The sequence below is a fragment of the Pseudoalteromonas sp. SR43-7 genome (genome assembly GCF_014163785.1).
GTDB classification, from domain to species: Bacteria; Pseudomonadota; Gammaproteobacteria; order Enterobacterales; family Alteromonadaceae; genus Pseudoalteromonas; species Pseudoalteromonas distincta.
The window spans coordinates 1-18,554 of sequence record NZ_JACJDY010000021.1 but is presented as its reverse complement, the minus strand read 5'-3'; the positions used below and the strand labels follow the sequence as shown (position 1 = coordinate 18,554).

At 39.1% G+C, this 18,554-nt stretch carries 15 protein-coding genes and 1 pseudogene; 8 read left to right on the top strand and 8 right to left on the bottom strand.

Annotated features, from left to right (window positions below; genetic code table 11):
• Positions 1–6: 6 nt before the first annotated feature.
• The 4 genes from cmk to gyrA form a co-directional block, all read right to left on the bottom strand.
• The gene (gene cmk, locus H5087_RS15335) at positions 7–717 is read right to left on the bottom strand and encodes a (d)CMP kinase (RefSeq protein WP_182672605.1); all 711 of its coding nucleotides are present in this window, start codon (positions 715–717) and stop codon (positions 7–9) included.
• Between the two features lie 106 nt (positions 718–823).
• Positions 824–2,101: a 3-phosphoshikimate 1-carboxyvinyltransferase gene (gene aroA, locus H5087_RS15330; RefSeq protein WP_182672604.1), complete on the bottom strand. Its 1,278-nt coding sequence runs from the start codon at positions 2,099–2,101 to the stop codon at positions 824–826.
• Positions 2,101–3,183: a 3-phosphoserine/phosphohydroxythreonine transaminase gene (gene serC / locus H5087_RS15325; protein WP_182672603.1), complete on the bottom strand. Its 1,083-nt coding sequence runs from the start codon at positions 3,181–3,183 to the stop codon at positions 2,101–2,103. Before serC ends, aroA begins: the two co-directional genes overlap by 1 nt.
• Before the next feature lie 158 nt (positions 3,184–3,341).
• Entirely contained in the window at positions 3,342–6,041 is a 2,700-nt protein-coding gene (gyrA, locus tag H5087_RS15320; RefSeq protein ID WP_002961163.1) for a DNA topoisomerase (ATP-hydrolyzing) subunit A, read from the bottom strand.
• A gap of 176 nt (positions 6,042–6,217) precedes the next feature.
• On the opposite strand from gyrA, the gene ubiG reads away from it, so the two are divergent.
• The 5 genes from ubiG to yfaE all read left to right on the top strand — a co-directional run bounded on the left by ubiG (position 6,218) and on the right by yfaE (position 11,767).
• Entirely contained in the window at positions 6,218–6,928 is a 711-nt protein-coding gene (gene ubiG, locus H5087_RS15315; RefSeq protein WP_024597262.1) for a bifunctional 2-polyprenyl-6-hydroxyphenol methylase/3-demethylubiquinol 3-O-methyltransferase UbiG, read from the top strand.
• A complete protein-coding gene (locus H5087_RS15310; RefSeq protein WP_182672602.1) occupies positions 6,928–7,608 on the top strand; it encodes an HAD family hydrolase in 681 nt (226 codons plus the stop codon). The genes ubiG and H5087_RS15310 overlap by 1 nt, the downstream gene beginning before the upstream one ends.
• 408 nt (positions 7,609–8,016) lie before the next feature.
• Entirely contained in the window at positions 8,017–10,299 is a 2,283-nt protein-coding gene (nrdA, locus tag H5087_RS15305; protein WP_002961160.1) for a class 1a ribonucleoside-diphosphate reductase subunit alpha, read from the top strand.
• 65 nt (positions 10,300–10,364) lie between these two features.
• Entirely contained in the window at positions 10,365–11,495 is a 1,131-nt protein-coding gene (gene nrdB / locus H5087_RS15300) for a class Ia ribonucleoside-diphosphate reductase subunit beta (RefSeq protein ID WP_002961159.1), read from the top strand.
• On the top strand, positions 11,495–11,767 hold the full coding sequence (gene yfaE, locus H5087_RS15295; protein WP_182672601.1) for a class I ribonucleotide reductase maintenance protein YfaE: 273 nt from the start codon (positions 11,495–11,497) through the stop codon (positions 11,765–11,767). Before nrdB ends, yfaE begins: the two co-directional genes overlap by 1 nt.
• Before the next feature lie 35 nt (positions 11,768–11,802).
• On the opposite strand, the gene H5087_RS15290 is transcribed toward yfaE, so the two are convergent.
• Both H5087_RS15290 and H5087_RS20205 read right to left on the bottom strand, forming a co-directional pair.
• Entirely contained in the window at positions 11,803–12,390 is a 588-nt protein-coding gene (locus H5087_RS15290) for a DUF1287 domain-containing protein (RefSeq protein WP_182672600.1), read from the bottom strand.
• A gap of 27 nt (positions 12,391–12,417) precedes the next feature.
• Complete coding sequence (locus H5087_RS20205) at positions 12,418–12,891, bottom strand: hypothetical protein (RefSeq protein ID WP_182672599.1); 474 nt, start codon at positions 12,889–12,891, stop codon at positions 12,418–12,420.
• 285 nt (positions 12,892–13,176) lie between these two features.
• Between H5087_RS20205 and H5087_RS20345 the strand changes: the two are divergent.
• Positions 13,177–14,166, top strand: a pseudogene (locus H5087_RS20345) (alpha/beta fold hydrolase).
• Positions 14,167–14,303: 137 nt separating this feature from the next.
• On the opposite strand, the gene H5087_RS15275 reads toward H5087_RS20345, so the two are convergent.
• Complete coding sequence (locus H5087_RS15275; RefSeq protein WP_002961147.1) at positions 14,304–14,732, bottom strand: hypothetical protein; 429 nt, start codon at positions 14,730–14,732, stop codon at positions 14,304–14,306.
• A 199-nt stretch (positions 14,733–14,931) separates the two neighbouring features.
• Complete coding sequence (locus H5087_RS15270) at positions 14,932–15,111, bottom strand: hypothetical protein (protein ID WP_002961145.1); 180 nt, start codon at positions 15,109–15,111, stop codon at positions 14,932–14,934.
• 280 nt (positions 15,112–15,391) lie between these two features.
• Between H5087_RS15270 and H5087_RS15265 the strand changes: the two genes are divergently transcribed.
• Complete coding sequence (locus H5087_RS15265; protein ID WP_182672598.1) at positions 15,392–15,781, top strand: YkgJ family cysteine cluster protein; 390 nt, start codon at positions 15,392–15,394, stop codon at positions 15,779–15,781.
• Between the two features lie 215 nt (positions 15,782–15,996).
• Positions 15,997–18,366 (top strand): TonB-dependent receptor, encoded by a 2,370-nt coding sequence (locus H5087_RS15260; RefSeq protein WP_182672597.1) that lies wholly within the window; start codon positions 15,997–15,999, stop codon positions 18,364–18,366.
• The last annotated feature ends 188 nt before the right edge of the window (positions 18,367–18,554 follow it).

Here is an 18,554-nt window from a genome sequence, read left to right as displayed (position 1 = left end):
ATGTGTTTAGCTTCGTTTAGGAAGCTTACCTTCAGAGATAGCAATATCCAATAAAGTTATTACCTTATCAAACACTTGCTGTGCATTAAGATCGCTAGTATCGATCTCAATAGCATCCTCTGCAGGTACAAGCGGAGCAACGGTGCGATTCATATCGCGCTCGTCACGAGCTTGAATGTCCTGTAATAGACCATTTAGTGTAACATCAAGGCCGCGCGTATTCAACTCAACAAAGCGTCTACGAGCACGCTCTTCTGCACTGGCTGTTAAATATATTTTTAACGGCGCATCTTGAAAAACCACAGTGCCCATATCACGGCCATCGGCAATTAAGCCATTTTCAGTGCGAAATGCACGCTGGCGACGTAATAACGCTTCACGAACGCGAGGTAATGCTGCAACTTTTGAAGCCGCAGCGCCTACTTCTTCATTACGAATAGTAGTGGTTACGTCTTCGCCTTCTAAAATAACTTTTCCTGCATTAGTTTGGCTATCTACCAAAAACTGCACATCTAAATTTGCAGCAAGCGGGACAAGCCCTTCTTCATTATCTAATGCAATTTGGTGATGAAGTGCAGCTAAAGATAAAACACGATAAATCGCACCGCTATCTAATACATCCCACCCTAACTTGTCGGCTAACAAGCGACAAACAGTTCCTTTACCTGAACCACTTGGGCCATCAACGGTGATCACGGGCATTAATAACGCCTGCATTTAAAACCTCCTGCAATGCACACCTAAATAAACCGCGACATTATACGTCAGTTATTAAAATATATCTGCTATTAGTGTGTAACTTTTGTAATTACTTCTAATTAGCTTATTCACTGACTGACGCTAAAACATTGAAAAATGTAGGAAATGTTTTATAGGTACACTTTGGATCATTAATTGTTATTGGCTTTCCACCAACGGCAACCATTGCAAAACACATGGCTATACGGTGATCGTCGTAAGTATCAACAGCAACATCATTAAATGTTTCAGGTGGGGTGATCTCTATAAAATCTTCACCTTCTACAACCTGTGCGCCTACTTTACGAAGCTCAGTTGCCATTGCATATAAACGGTCTGTCTCTTTTACTCGCCAGTTATAAATGTTACGAATGGCTGTTGGGCCTTTGGCAAAAAGAGCAACAGTTGCAAGAGTCATGGCTGCATCAGGAATTGCATTGGCGTCAATATCCACGCCTTTTAGTTCGCCTTTGCGAACAACTAAACGCTCATCATACCAATCAATTTTTGCGCCTACTTGCTCCATTACTTTGGCAAAGCCTATATCACCTTGCACCGACTTGGCACCCACGCCCTTAATTTCAATCTCACCGCCTGCAATTGCAGCCGCAGCAACAAAGTAAGAGGCAGAAGATGCATCGCCTTCAACCATTATGCGATCTAATGATTGATACTGTTGACCACCTTTAACTTTAAAAGTTGCATAATCACTGTGCTCAACATTAACTCCAAAACGTGCCATTACATCAAGTGTAATATCAATATAAGGTTTAGAGACTAAAGTACCTTTAATAGTTATTGTTGTATCACCGTTAAATAATGGCGCTGCCATTAATAGAGCGGTTAAAAATTGACTTGAAATACTGCCGTCAATTTCAACCTCACCGCCTTTTATTTGGCCACCGACAATTTTAAGTGGTGGGTAGTCTTTGTGCTTTGTATAAGTAACATCACCACCCAATGCTTGCAGCGCGTCAACCAAGTGCCCTATCGGGCGCTCTTCCATACGTGGCTCGCCTATTAGCTCGTATTCACCAGCAACGCCAGCAAGTACTGCCGTTAAAGGTCTATAAGCAGTACCCGCATTACCTAAAAACAATGGCTCAGTCGGTGTATTAAACACACCACTAACACCCTCTACGGTGGCTACAGTGCGGTCATCATTTAAAGTTACATTTACACCTAATAACTTTAAGGCGCCCAGCATATGGCGTATATCGTCACTATCAAGTAAGTTTTCTACAACGGTAGTACCGCTTGCAAGTGCTGCTAATAATAAAATTCTGTTCGATAGACTCTTTGAACCTGGTAGGGTTACTGTGCCATTTACTCTAGAAATAGGTTCTAAACGAAGCTGCTCCATTAGCTGTGCTCCTTTGCAAAAGCAGCCATAAAGTCTACAAGTGCTTGAACACCTTCAATAGGCATTGCGTTATAAATACTTGCGCGCATACCGCCCACAATTCTGTGGCCTTCAAGAGCAAGTAACCCTGCATCTTTAGACTGAGCAACAAACTTATCATTTAAGCTTTCATCATTAAGCCAAAACGGAACATTCATACGTGAACGGCAATGTTTAGCTACTTTATTGGTATAAAAGATCGATTCATCAATAAAGTCATAAAGTAGCTGCGCTTTAGCAATATTTTGAACTTCCATCGCTTTTACGCCACCATTACTTTCAAGCCATTGAAATACTTCAGCAGCTAAATACCAAGCAAATGTAGGAGGCGTGTTAAACATGCTGCCTTGTTTTGCTTCTAATGTGTAATCTAAAATGCCTGGCTTAGGTAAGCCTTCACGCTCAAGTAATGTTTTACGAACAATAACGATTGATATGCCCGACGGGCCGATATTTTTTTGCGCACCAGCGTAAATTAAATCAAATTTATTAACGTCTATTTCGCGTGATAAAATAGTTGACGACATATCAGCAACGATCGGTGCAGTTGGGTGGCTTGGTACATCAAAAATTTCTAAGCCGTCAACCGTTTCGTTAGGGCAATAGTGAATGTAAGATGCATCTTCTGGTAACACCCAATCAGCAACCTGTTTAATAGAAAACTCGCCATTGGCATCATTACGCACATCAATAGAGGTTGCTTGAGTAAGCTTGTTGGCCTCGTCTGTTGCACTTTTTGACCACACGCCGTTTTCGCAATAAACCGCAGCTTTGCCTTCTTGGTGTAAATTTAATGGCACAGCACTAAACTGACCACGACCACCACCATGCATAAACAACACTTCAAATTCATCACTGATATTCATTAGGCGACGAAGGCTGGCTTCACATTTAGCTGTAAGGGCTAAAAACTCTTTGCTACGATGGCTTATTTCCATCACAGACACACCTAAATCTTGCCAATCTAGAAACTCTTTTTGTGCTTTTTTCATAACCGCTTGCGGAAGCATAGCTGGCCCCGCACAAAAATTATATTTACTCATTACCTTTGCCTCATTCCAGTAATTTAACTACTAAGCATGAATGCTCAATACCCACCCACTAAACCTTTGAGTTTTAGTGAATGAATATAACTTCACACCCTATTAATTTTTTTCAACAACATTAAAAAAAGCGGCCAAGGCCGCTTTTTCAATATCAATTATTCTGAAGGAGGATTATCATCCGCTACTTCATCAATAACCGTATCTACAGTTTCAACGTCTTCAATATCAATCAAGTCACTTTCTGTAACTTCAATCTCTTCTATACGTTGTAAACCAACTACTTGCTCTTCGTCAATAGTTCTGATCAAAATAACACCTTGGGTGTTACGTCCAACCGTAGAAACTTCATTAACGCGAGTACGTACTAAGGTACCACGATTTGAAATAATCATGATTTCGTCGTTATCATCAACTTGTACAGCGCCAACAACAGCACCGTTACGCTCACTCACCTTGATAGATACAACACCCTGTGTTGCACGGCTCTTAGATGGGTAATCTTCTAGTTGTGTACGCTTACCGTAACCATTTTCAGTTACCGTTAAAATAGCACCGTCAGTTTTTGGTACAATTAACGATACTACGCGTTGATCATCGGCCATTTTAATACCACGAACACCTGTAGCGGTACGACCCATTGGGCGAACGCCTTTGAAACGAATCTCAGGGTTACCTTCTTCGTCTAATACTGGGTTACCGTTTTCATCAACAACTGTTGTTTCTTCAGCTTCTTTAAAGCGTACAACTTTACCTGCATCAGTGAACAACATAATTTCGTTGCTACCATCGGTAATATCAACCCCAATCAGGCTATCTCCATCATTTAAGTTAACAGCAATAATACCGCTTGCACGTTGACGACTGTAAGCCGTTAATGGTGTTTTCTTAACTGTACCAAATGCTGTTGCCATAAAGATGTATTTATCTTCTGCGTACTCGCGTACTGGCAATATAGCAGTAATACGTTCATCAGCTTCAAGTGGTAACAAGTTAACAATTGGCTTACCGCGCGCTGCACGACTCGCTAATGGTAACTGATATACTTTAAGCCAATATAAACGACCGGCCGTAGAGAAACACAATATAGTATCGTGTGTATTTGCAACTAATAGACGTTCGATGAAATCTTCATCTTTCATCTTCGTTGCTGACTTACCTTTACCACCACGACGCTGTGCTTCGTAATCAGACAATGCTTGATACTTCACATAACCTTCGTGAGAAAGCGTTACGACTACGTTTTCTTCGGTAATTAAGTCTTCAAGGCTGATATCGTGAGCAGCTGCATTAATTTCAGTGCGACGCTCATCACCATATTGCTCTTTAATTTCAACTAGCTCGTCACGTATAACTTCCATTAAACGCTCAGGAGTTGCCAAAATATAAAGTAGTTCAGCAATTAGTTCTAATAACGCTTGGTATTCGGTCAAGATTTTTTCGTGTTCAAGACCTGTTAGCTTATGTAAACGCAAATCAAGAATTGCTTGAGCTTGTTGCTCAGAGATATAATATTGACCATCGCGAATACCAAGTTCGCTTGCTAACCAATCTGGACGAGCAACATTGTCTTCACCTGCTTTTTCAAGCATACCTTGTACATTACCTAATTCCCACGGACGCGCTGTTAAAGCAATTTTAGCTTCAGCAGGTGTAGGGGATTTACGAATAAGTTCGATAATTGGGTCAATGTTCGCAAGCGCAATCGCTAAGCCTTCAAGCGTGTGTGCACGGTCACGGGCTTTACGTAAATCAAATACTGTACGACGAGTTACTACTTCACGACGGTGAATAATAAACTCTTCTAACATTTCTTTTAAATTGAAACATTTAGGTTGGTTATTAATTAAAGCAACCATATTCATACCAAACACAGTTTGTAACTGAGTTTGTGAATACAAGTTGTTTAAAATAACTTCGCCTACGTCACCACGTTTGATTTCAATAACGATACGCATACCGTCTTTATCTGATTCATCACGTAGCGCACTAATACCTTCAATTTTCTTATCTTTAACCAGCTCAGCAATTTTTTCAATTAAACGAGCTTTATTAACTTGATAAGGAATTTCGTGAACGATGATTGTTTCACGGCCTGTTTTTTCATCGGTTTCGATGTCGGCGCGTGCACGCATGTACACTTTACCACGGCCAGTTAAGTAGGCTTGTTCAATACCCTTCTTACCGTTGATAATTGCAGCCGTTGGGAAATCAGGACCAGGAATATAATCCATTAACTCTAAAATAGTTAAATCTGGATTTTGAATAAGTGCCAAACAACCATTTACAACTTCAGTTAAGTTATGTGGTGGTATATTTGTAGCCATACCTACTGCAATACCTGACGAACCATTCACTAATAAATTAGGAACTTTCGTTGGTAAAACATCAGGGATGAACTCAGTGCCATCGTAGTTAGGAACGAAATCAACCGTTTCTTTTTCAAGATCGGCTAATAACTCATGCGACATTTTAGCCATACGTACTTCTGTATAACGCATTGCCGCTGCTGAATCACCATCAACCGAACCGAAGTTACCTTGGCCATCTACTAGCATATAACGCAGTGAGAATGGCTGAGCCATACGAACTATCGTGTCATAAACTGCACTGTCGCCGTGTGGGTGGTATTTACCGATTACGTCACCGACCACACGGGCCGATTTTTTGTAAGGCTTGTTCCAGTCATTACTAAGCTCGTTCATTGCAAACAAAACGCGGCGATGAACAGGTTTTAAGCCGTCACGTACGTCTGGTAATGCACGTCCTACAATTACGCTCATTGCGTAATCTAAGTAGGAGTTTTTTAACTCGTCTTCAATATTGACTGGCAGAATTTCATTGGCGAGATCAGTCATTTGATATCACATTCCTTCAGTATCAGCTCTCAACAACCCGGTATTGGGTATTAAGAGTATTGTTATTATTTCTAACAGCCATGCTATCACAATTAATTTTAATTTACAGGCGCAAAACTTTGCGATTTATCAATTTAGCCCTATATAATGGCCTCAGATTGACGAGGAAGTATTTTATGACCGAACATCAAAATGTAGATCACGCAGAAATAGCAAAATTTGAAGCCATCGCCGAGCGTTGGTGGGACCTAGACGGAGAATTCAAACCTCTTCACGAAATTAACCCGTTACGTTTAGACTTTATAGCAAACAAAACGCAAGGCTTATTCGATAAAGAAACACTCGATGTTGGCTGTGGTGGCGGTATTTTAAGCCAAAGCATGGCGCGCATGGGCGCAAAAGTAACTGGCATCGATATGGGGCAAGAGCCTTTAACTGTTGCTAAGTTGCACAGTTTAGAAACTGGCGTAAATGTAGATTACATAAAAGTGCCAGCAGAAGAGTTTGCATCGCAACACCCAGAGCGCTTTGATGTAATAACCTGTATGGAAATGCTTGAGCACGTTCCCGACCCAGCATCTATCATTCATGCCGTAGCTGCACTTGCCAAACCAGGCGCAGACGTGTTTTTTTCAACCCTGAACAAAACACCTAAAGCATATTTATACGCTATTGTTGGTGCTGAAAAGCTTTTAAAAATGGTGCCTGAAGGTACACACGACCATAAAAAGTTTATAAAACCTGCACAGCTTATTACATGGGCAGAGCAAGCGGGTTTAAAAGTTCGTGCAAGTACAGGCCTTTCTTATAACCCACTATCAAAGCAATATACGCTCAATAGTGACGTTAGCGTAAATTACATACTGTACTTCGAGAAGTTAGCTTAATGGCTAACTCTCAAGCCCCCCTCCCCCTTATTGAGTACGATGCATTTTTATTTGATTTAGACGGCACTCTACTCGACACCGCTGAAGATTTAGGTGCGGCTTTAAATGCAGTTCTCATTAATAATAAAATAGAGCCTGTTAGTAGTGATGTATACCGTCCTGCGGCATCTAACGGCGCAGGCGCATTATTAGAGGCTGGTTTTAAAGAGTTATGGGACACACAACCTCAAAGCGAGCTTATTAAGCAATTAGTTGACGAATACGCTGCAAACATAGCAAATCACACACATTGCTTCAGCGGTGTTGAATCGTTGCTTATTGCCCTTGATCAGAAAAAGATCAAATGGGGGATCATGACTAACAAACCAGGGTTTTTAACTGATCCTTTAGTGGCAGCAATTCCCGCATTGAAAAATGCCAGTGTAGTAATAAGTGGCGACACCTTAGCTGAAGCTAAGCCATCCCCTTTACCGCTGCTACACTGTGCAAAGCTTATGGGAGTGCAACCAAAACGCTGTTTGTACATTGGTGATGCACAGCGAGACATACAAGCAGGCAAAGCCGCAGGTATGCGCACAGCAACGGCACTTTGGGGTTACATACCAAGTATTGATGAAGCCAACAGCTGGAATGCTGATTTTAACTGGCAAAGCCCAATTGATGGTTTTAACCATATATAGTGCCATGTTAATTAATAAACACTATATATTGTGATTGTGTTAGTTTTCACACAAAGCTTGCTGATAAAAAAAGCAGTCAAAATTTATTTTTAAAATGCGTAAATTTAGCAGATCATTAGTTGATTTTTGCATATTTCAACTTAAATGATTGTTCGAAGGTGAGTATCTACTAACACAAATACGTTATCCCGAAGTTATCCACAAATAGGGGCAATTATGTCCCTTGCAAAACAACTCAGACCACACTATCTTGTGATCTCTAAATTGAACAACACCAGATATTGTGGCCAAATGTTATTCAATTAAATTCGCAAATATGGCGAAACTTATAATAAATGAGTATATACCTTGCCCCAGCGAGGTATAAAGCATTGGTCAAAATACATAATTCCCAAGGAATACAGGCAAATGAACCAACAGTTATCTGTAAGCAAACGTGACGGGCGTAAAGAGCCTCTTGATCTGGATAAGATCCATCGCGTTATTGAGTGGGCCGCCGAAGGTTTAAACAACGTTTCGGTTTCGCAAGTTGAATTAAAGTCGCACATTCAGTTTTACGACGGTATTCGTACTAAAGACATTCACGAAACCATCATTAAAGCAGCAGCGGATCAGATTTCAAAAGAATCGCCTGATTACCAATACTTAGCTGCACGTTTAGCTGTATTCCATTTACGTAAAAAAGCGTACGGTCAATTTGAGCCACCACGTTTATTTGACCACGTAACAAAAATGGTTGGCGATAAACGCTACGATGCTCATTTACTAGTAGATTACACAGAGCAAGAGTTAGATGAGCTTGATGCATACCTTGATCATTCTCGCGATCTTAACTTTAGCTACGCTGCTGTAAAGCAACTTGAAGGTAAGTACCTCGTTCAAAACCGTGTATCGGGTGAAATATACGAAAGTGCACAGTTTTTATATATTTTAGTTGCGGCAAGCTTATTTTCAGATTACCCACGTGAAACACGTACTGATTACATTAAACGTTTTTACGATGCAGTATCTTTATTTAAAATATCTCTACCAACGCCAATTATGTCGGGTGTACGTACGCCTACTCGCCAGTTTAGCTCGTGTGTATTGATTGAATGTGGCGACAGCCTTGATTCAATCAATGCAACGTCGTCAGCTATTGTTAAATACGTTTCACAACGTGCGGGAATTGGTATTAATGCAGGTCGAATTCGTGCGCTAGGTAGCCATATTCGTAACGGCGAAGCGTATCACACAGGTTGTATCCCTTTTTATAAGCACTTTCAAACAGCGGTTAAAAGTTGTTCACAAGGTGGTGTACGTGGCGGCGCAGCAACATTATTCTACCCGCTTTGGCATTTAGAAGTAGAGAACCTACTTGTACTTAAAAATAACCGTGGTGTAGACGACAACCGCGTTCGTCACCTTGATTACGGCGTACAGTTTAATAAACTAATGTACTCTCGTTTAATTAAAGATGACTACATTACATTATTTAGCCCATCAGATGTGCCTGGCCTTTATGATGCATTTTTTGAAGACCAAGCTGAGTTTGACGCACTTTACGTTAAATACGAACAAGACGAGTCTATTCGTAAAAAACGCATTAAAGCCATTGAGCTTTTCTCTATGTTTGCACAAGAGCGTGCAAGTACTGGTCGTATTTATTTACAAAATGTGGATCACTGTAATACACACAGCCCATTTATTTCTAAAGTTGCGCCAATTCGCCAATCTAACTTATGTTTAGAAATTGCATTGCCAACTAAGCCACTTAATAACGTGAATGACGAAGAAGGCGAAATTGCCCTTTGTACACTTTCTGCGTTTAACCTAGGTGCAATAGAGTCACTTGATGAGCTTGAAGAGCTAGCTGAACTTGCAGTACGCGCACTTGATAACTTACTTGATTTCCAAGACTACCCTGTACCGGCTGCTAAAAATGCAACTATGGGTCGTCGTACACTAGGAATAGGCGTAATTAACTACGCATACTACCTAGCTAAAAACGGTAAGCGTTATTCTGATGGCAGCGCTAATGCATTAACGCATAAAACCTTTGAAGCTATTCAATATTACTTGATGAAAGCATCAAACGAGCTTGCTAAAGAACGTGGCGCATGTCCTAAGTTTAACGAAACAACGTATTCACAAGGTATTATGCCAACAGATACGTACAAACGTGATTTAGATAAAATTTGTGATGAGCCACTTCATCTTGATTGGGATACACTACGTGCAAGTATTAAAGAGCACGGTATGCGTAACTCAACACTAAGTGCATTAATGCCATCAGAAACATCGTCGCAAATCTCTAACGCAACTAACGGTATTGAGCCACCACGTGGACATATTAGCGTTAAAGCAAGTAAAGACGGTATTTTAAAACAAGTTGTTCCTGAGTATGAGCGTTTAAAAGATCAGTACGAGCTACTATGGGACATTCCATCAAACGATGGTTATTTACAGCTTGTTGGCATAATGCAAAAATTTGTTGACCAAACAATTTCTGCAAATACAAATTATGATCCAAACAAGTTCGAAGGCGGTAAAGTACCTATGCAAGTCTTATTAAAAGACTTACTAAGCGCGTACAAACTAGGTGTTAAAACCTTGTATTACCACAATACTCGCGATGGCGCCTCAGATTCACAAGAAGATGCTCCAGAAGTGGAAGATGACGATTGTGAAGGCGGCGCGTGTAAAATATAACTGCTGATTTTTATTTTAAGCGGGCATTTAGCCCGCTTTTTCTGATAGTTTTTTGAGTGATAAACATGTCTTATACTACTTTTAGCCGAAACCATAATAACCAAATGCAAGAGCCAATGTTTTTTGGCCAAACTGTAAACGTATCTCGTTACGACCAACAAAAATACCCAATTTTTGAAAAGTTAATTGAAAAGCAACTGTCTTTCTTTTGGCGTCCTGAGGAAGTAGATGTAAGTAAAGACCGTTTAGACTTTCAAGCATTACCAGATCACGAAAAGCATATATTTTTAAGCAACTTAAAATACCAAACACTGCTTGATAGTGTACAAGGTCGTTCGCCAAACGTGGCTCTACTTCCAATTGTATCGCTACCAGAGCTTGAAACATGGATAGAAACGTGGGCGTTCAGTGAAACAATTCACAGCCGCTCATACACGCATATTATCCGTAACGTAACACAAGCACCTGAGCTTATTTTTGATGACATTGTTAGCAACGATAAAATTAGCGAACGTGCTGATGCCGTAACTAAATACTACGATGACTTAATTAACTCTGTATCGCTTTACAACTTATACGGTGAAGGCAAACACGAGATTAACGGTAAAACAGTTATCATTAATTTATTTGAGCTTAAAAAGAAACTTTACCTGGCTATGATGTCGGTAAATATTCTTGAAGCGATTCGCTTTTACGTAAGTTTTGCATGTTCGTTTGCATTTGCTGAGCGCGAGCTAATGGAAGGTAACGCTAAAATCATCAAGCTAATTGCACGCGATGAAGCACTTCACCTTTCTGGTACTCAGCATATTTTAAACATCATGCAAGACGGTAAGGACGATCCAGAAATGGCGATTGTTGCTGCCCAGTGCCGCGACGAAGCAATTAAAATGTTTGTTGATGCTGCAGAGCAAGAAAAAGAGTGGGCCGAATACTTATTTAAAGATGGTTCAATGATTGGCTTAAATAAACATATTTTATGTCAGTACGTTGAATACATTACCAATGCACGTATGACTGCGATTGGTTTGCCAGCACAGTTTGAAAATAACAGTAACCCTATCCCGTGGATAAACTCGTGGTTAGTGTCTGATAACGTGCAAGTAGCACCACAAGAAGCAGAAATAAGCTCATACCTTGTTGGTCAAATAGACTCTCAAGTTGATGCATCAGAATTTGGTGATTTTGATTTATAATGAGTGACAAGTCTACTGCAAGCATAACGCTTGCAGAAAACAGCCAGTGTATAGAATTTACCGCTGGCTGCCCTTCTCTTTTACACTGCTTAGAATCCATGAAAATAGACGTCGCATTCCAATGCCGTGAAGGCTATTGCGGCGCTTGTAGAGCAACGTTAGTGTCAGGCAGTGTTGAGTATAACGAAGAGCCACTTGCGTTTGTACGCGAAGGCGAAATACTGTTGTGCTGCTGTAAACCCAATGGCAATGTAAGTATTGATCTGAAATAAAAATCAATACTTACATCCATCGTTTATTAAACTTATCAATAGTGTGGAACGAACCGGTAATGTCCGGTAATTTTATAATTAAAAAGCATATCGCTTTTTTGCGGACCACGCCCTATATTATGCACAATAAGTGGGTTACCCGTATCTTGAGATAACTCATTAATCACCATACCTATATGAGGTAAATTACCTGGTAACATCCACGTTACTATATCACCGGTTTTATAATCACTCACTTTGTTGGATTTACTTAATACGTTTGCATGGCGCTCAAAGTAAGCTTGTAAATTTGGAACACGTCGGTGATCTATATTTTTATCAGTCTTAGTTAAGCCCCAAATACGTTTAGATGGATACAGCGCAAAGTTTTTTTGCATGTCTTCATGCACGAGTTTCTGTAAATCAACACCTAACTTTCTGTAACTTCTAATTATTACATCGGTGCACACACCTATATTTTTAGGTACATCCCCACCAGGGTAGCCAATAGAGCGATAAGCGCCGTCGTAAGTCACATCATGAGTTGTACGCTCAAGCAGAGCTGAAACAATATCTTCTTCAAACGATGCTGCATTACTATTAATACACGCTAAAGTAAGTAAACACCCAATAATTCTGTACATATAAACTCCTTTCAACCTAAAATTGAGTTACAGCGTTTGGGCTACGTGCCTAAGCACATCTATTTTATCGCCTTTACTTACGAATTGCTCATCCAGAGCGTATGCCATTTTTTCAAGCGGTGCGTCGTTGTATCCCACACGTTGAATTTCGCTAATGTAACGTAGGATAAACACGTCTGGGCCAAGCTTAAGCCACTGCGCTACATGCACAAGCTCATGAAAATGAACCCTCAAATCTTTGGCAGCATCAGGAAGTATATAATATGTATTTTTATACGTTATTCCTGCTACATCCATATCTACAAAATCGCCTAAACCCATTTCTCGCAGGATTGGAAAGTCAGGTTTTGGTATTTTATCAACAACAACGTAAAAGGCATTTTTTAAAAATTCGACAGGATAAAACCCTGCAAACTCACTAGCAAATTTCTCACAGCTAATTCTTTGGGTTTTATATTTAATATTTGTTGCATCAATCCATTGTTCTATTTGTTCGAGCACGTCCTTTCTCCAAAATACTAGCTTAACGCTGTACACATTCTGTAAGCTAACAAATTAATAATAACAAAAGTAAATTAACGAATCTCTTTTTTAAATTACAAAAAGCTGCTAAAAAACCACTTACCCTCTAATCAACTATATATTTGGTAATGTGCTTTAAAAACACAGGTATTGTTACTGTGTCCTTATTAGTAATAACTTGTAATTATTAACTGAATGCAATTGTGTAAATAATAGGTCTGGTAAATAAATAAAGCGTCATTACCAAAAATAACGAGTTTACTAATGCACCTAGATATACAAAAAAGCCTTAAAGTAAAACCTGCTCACATCGTCTCATTTATTGTGTTTTTATTAGTCTCAATATCTACGTTTACCGCTCAAGTATATGCCGCTGATGCAGTATGGCCTTCAAAAACCACTTACAAATATCCAAATGTAAACGGTAAAAAGATATTTTACCGAGAAGCTGGCGCGCAGCATAAGCAAACCATTGTACTTTTACATGGGTATCCGTCGTCTTCACACAGCTACCGAGAATTGATCCCACTCTTATCAGGTCGTTATCATGTGATTGCACCTGATTATTTAGGCTCTGGTTATAGCGCACGCCCAAACCCAAAAACTCAAAAATATACTTTTTAATTTCTAGCTCAATACGTTGAAGGATTACTAACAACACTTAAAGTAAAGCACTACAGCCTTTATATACAGGACTTTGGAGCTCCTGTGGGCTTTAGAATGTTGTTAAATAACCCAAATAAACTTGATGCACTTATTGTACAAAATGGTAATGCGTATTTAGAGGGGCTAACCCTACCGAGGCAAGCTTTTTTTAAAGCCGCGAATGAGGACAAATCACAAGCGCAGAGTGATAAAATTTATTCGTTCACGTCTAATAAAGCCATTATTAATAAGCAATATTTACGAGACGTACAAAGTAACCCAGAAGTAATGAGCCCTGATAGCTGGACGCACGATCTTCACTTTTTACAAACTAAATCCGATAGAGTAATTCAAGTACAATTGCTACAAGATTACTACAATAACCTTCTCGACTACCCTAAATGGCAAGCTTATTTACGCAAGTACCAACCAGTAACATTAATTGTATGGGGTAAAAACGACCCTGCGTTTATAGCCGCAGGCGCTAAAGCATATTTAAAAGATGTACCGAACACTGAAATACATTTACTCGATTCAGGACACTTTAGTGTTGAAGAAAAACCAGTTGAGATTGCAAAGTACATTGTGAACTTTATGGATAAGCTATAAATAGCGGAAATAAAAAACGCTGAGGGTATAAACCATCAGCGTTTCATTAAATTGTACTAACTTAAGCTAAATCCAAAGAAATAGTATTTAATATGGGTAACTGTCAGATCAAGTCTGAGCTAGTAAATTTTAAGTATTTAACCTTCTTCTTCAATAAGTGACTCTAGTAGATCGTGTATTTCAGCTTTAAGCTCTTTATCTTCAATTTTATTAGCACTAACCTTAGCATTTTGAAGATTTTTAATAGCCTCGTCTTTTTGACCAAGTTCTAGCTGCAGTGTAGCCATTGAAAAAGAAACTGATGACATGTGATCTTTGTTATTAATCGCAACAGACTTTTCTAATGCTTTTTCATAAGTCGTGATTGCCTCTTCTAGCTCTTCGGTAAAATCAGCCAAAGTTTCCCATTGTACTGGGTGATCTTTTGAGGTATTTTCGTTTTCAATACAAATCGCTTTTAATTGAGCAAATAAAGATTCAAATTTTTCTCGGTTATTTTTGTTAGCCGCCGCCATTAAATCTTCTGCTAGGTCATGTACCGCTTTATATATTTTTGTATTCATCATCACTGGTTATCCTTTAGTGCAACTAAACTAATTTACTGACTCAATTTAGCTAAAATGTATCATTACAGTCATTATAAAATGTATTTAAACAACTGATTTATTTAATTTGGTGTATAGCGTAATAATACATTAATAATGAACATCGCGTAGGCGTTAAACACACTGTAATTAAACTTTATCGCAATTACTCTTAGTAACCTCACACACTGAATAAACTTGCAACCCAATCCAACGTAAAGATGGTCGTAAACACTTTAAGTGCAATGACAACTATAAATAATAAGATGATTGCCGCTTTGGCTTTGCTACTTTTGAGGTTGTTCCAATATAATAACTTTGCATTAAATTCTGTTTTTAACTTAGTAACAGCTTCTTTCATAATTACATCCTACTTAGGGATCCCGCTCAGCAACATTTAATAACTACACAGCTGCCCAAGCAGGTTTCATAATATTTTTCGCCACCTTAGAGTAAAGCATTAAATAAAGCCTGTACTATATAAAATGTAACAAGGGGTTTTAACTTAAGTTATTGTATCTAACTTTTTTACACACCCAAAAAGCAAACACTGGGGCAATTCAGTAGAGCGTTAATAATAAATTTGGTGCTACACTAATAGCTAACTTAAATGTGTTAACAGCCAACTAAATTAGCAAATTATGAAAGAGTGCAACCAGTGTGGTAAATGCTGTATTAAATATGGTGGCGGCGACTTAAGCGCAACGAAAGAAGAAATAGATTTATGGGAGCTCTTTAACCCCGAAATTTATGAGTACGTTAAAAACAACGAAATTTGGTTTGACCCAAAAACAGGCTTAAGACTTCAAGTGTGCCCATTTTTAGAAATTGCGCCTAAAAAGGAGCCTCTCGCTAAAAATATGTATACCTGCAGTATTTACCTTGACCGTCCAGAAGACTGCCGCCACTACCCTAGCCTTATTTCAGAGATGATCCGCGACGAATGCGAAATGATTGAATCTATAGATATAACAAACCAGACAAGAGCGCAGCATAAACTAGATTTTATAATGATAGATAGCCGCTCTTAAATACCCAGATAAACCTACAGCGCTATAAGTCTCGCACTTAAATAAATAGGTATTTCTATTAACATACCTATTATTATAATTTTTATAAAATTGGTTTAATCGTCATTTTTAGATCATTCATCGCAAAATACAAAGTTATACTATAACATTGTTGATTCACTGATTTTGCGGTGTTATATTATATCACAACATAATAACCGCGAACCAATATATCCATGACAAAGTTAACATTAATCTCCTCTGCTATTTTTTCTGTTTTATGTTCTCAATCAGCTTTGGCTGCCACTGTTACTGGCAAAGTAATGGATGATAAAAATCAACCAATTAAAAATGCCTCAATTCATGTGCATGGTAAAAACCAAAGCGTTAAAAGTAATGATTTAGGCGAATTTGCTATAGAAATCGATGCAAATAGCCAATTACATATTAGTAAAGACAACTACGTAGACTCTCGTATTGCTGTTAGCGAATCTTCAAACAACCTGTCTGTATCGCTTAAACCAACATCAGTTGAGACAGTGGTTGTTTATGCCTCTGCACTTCATAAAAATAGCCTCGAGATGATATCGCCAGTAAGCGTGCTCTCAGGTGATGAATTAAGAAATAAATCTAAACCAACTCTTGGTGAAACGCTAAAAGGTTTACCAGGCGTAAATGCAAGTTACTTTGGCCCTGTATCATCAAGCCCAATTATTCGTGGTTTAGATGGCCCTCGCGTTAAAATCACACAAAACGGATTAGATGCCAGCGATGCATCACGTATTGGCCCAGACCATGCGACATCAAGCGATAGCCTAGCAGCAGAACAAATTGAAGTATTACGTGGCCCAAGTACCCTACTTTATGGCTCTGGTGCAATTGGCGGTGTTGTAAACGTGGTTGATAACCGCATTCCTACAGACAATATCGACGAGCTTACGGGTGCTGCTGAATACAGCCACGATACAGTGTCAAACTCAAACACAGTAGCTGCAAAACTAGAAACAGGTAATGAAGGCTTTAACTTTCATTTTGATGGCACTAAGCGCAGTGGCGATGATTACCAAACACCTACCTTCACTATTGCCGACGATGATGGCGATGTAGAAACAGAGAATTCTGTAGAAAATACTTTTATTGATAGCGAAACACTTAACTTTGGTACCAGCTATGTTGGCGATCATTTAACGATTGGTTTTTCGTACGGTAGCATTGATACCGATTACGGTATTCCTGGGCATGAGCATCATCACGATCACGAAGGTGAAACTGAAGAAGAGCATGAAGAACATGAAGACGAAGCAGCTGAAGAGCCGGTTTATGCACATTTAGAGCAAGATCGCTGGCAAGGGCTTGTAAGTTACGCCCTTCATAATAACTGGATTGAAACCATCAACCTACGTGTTGGCTACACAGATTACTCGCACAGCGAAATTGAAGATGGCGAAATTGGTACTACTTTTAAAAATAAAACGACTGAAGCACGTTTAAATGTAGAGCATAAGTTTGCTGATTGGCACGGAATGATGGGCTATCACTACAGCGATTCTGACTACGATGCAATTGGTGAAGAAGCCTTTACACCCGCAAGTGTAACTACAACTAACGCATTATATTTACTAGAAGAGCGTGAATTTGGCGACATTACAATTGAACTTGGCGCACGTGTTGAAGATTACAAAATTGAAAGCCAAATCACGGCACACGAGCATAGCCACGATGAAGTAGAAATAGATCACAGCGACGAAGAAACCATTGGGTATGATGAAAGTTTTACCAATTTAAGTGCCTCTGCTGGTGCCATTTGGCAATACAAGCCAGGTCATAGTATCGCTACGAGTATTTCTCATTCAGAACGAGCACCACTTTCGGCAGAGCTTTTATCTAACGGTTTACACATTGCAACTGGCACTTACGAGCTAGGCCTTGGTTACAATATTGAAGATAATGAAGCGCATTTTGAGCCAGAAAATATCAAGCAGGAAACTTCAACAAACTTAGATTTAAGCTTTAGACGCTTTAGCGGTGATTTTGGTTACACCGTTAACTTTTTCTATAACGATATCAAAAACTTTTATTTTCAAGAAAATACGGGGTTAGTTTACGATGAAGAAGATGGTTTAGAATCAGCTATTGGTGCACATGACGATGCTGTTGCGGTTTATCAATTTACAAGTAAAGACGCAGAGCTTTATGGAATTGAGTTTGACGCGCATTACCAAGTAACACCAAGCGCTATGGTTAAAGTATTTGGTGACTCAACTCGTGCAAAACTAAAAGACGACGAAGGTAATTTACCACGTATCCCTGCCAATAAATTAGGCTCTGAGTTACAGTACGATTTAGGTGACTTACAACTAACATTAACGGGTACTCATTACTTTGATCAAAACGATGTAACTGCCTTTGAAACTCAAACTGATGGCTATACGTTATTTGATGCACAAGCTAATTACCAATTAGGTTTAGGCAGTGTCGATGCACAGCTGTATATAAACGTTGATAACATTACTGATGAGTTAGGTTTTGTACATAGCTCATTTATTAAAGATAAAGCCCCACTACCAGGCAGAAACTTCCGCTTTGGTGTTCGTGGCTATTTTTAATAATTAAAAGTAGTTTTAGTTTATAAACCGCATTTTATTAATGCGGCTTTTTTATTTTTAGAATTGTCTCGTCCTGAAATGTGTTTACACATTTAGGATTTATTATGACCAAGTCAAATAATACACCGCTCAAACGAACACAACGAGATTATTCATTAGGCTTTAAATTACAAGTTGTTCACGCTGTA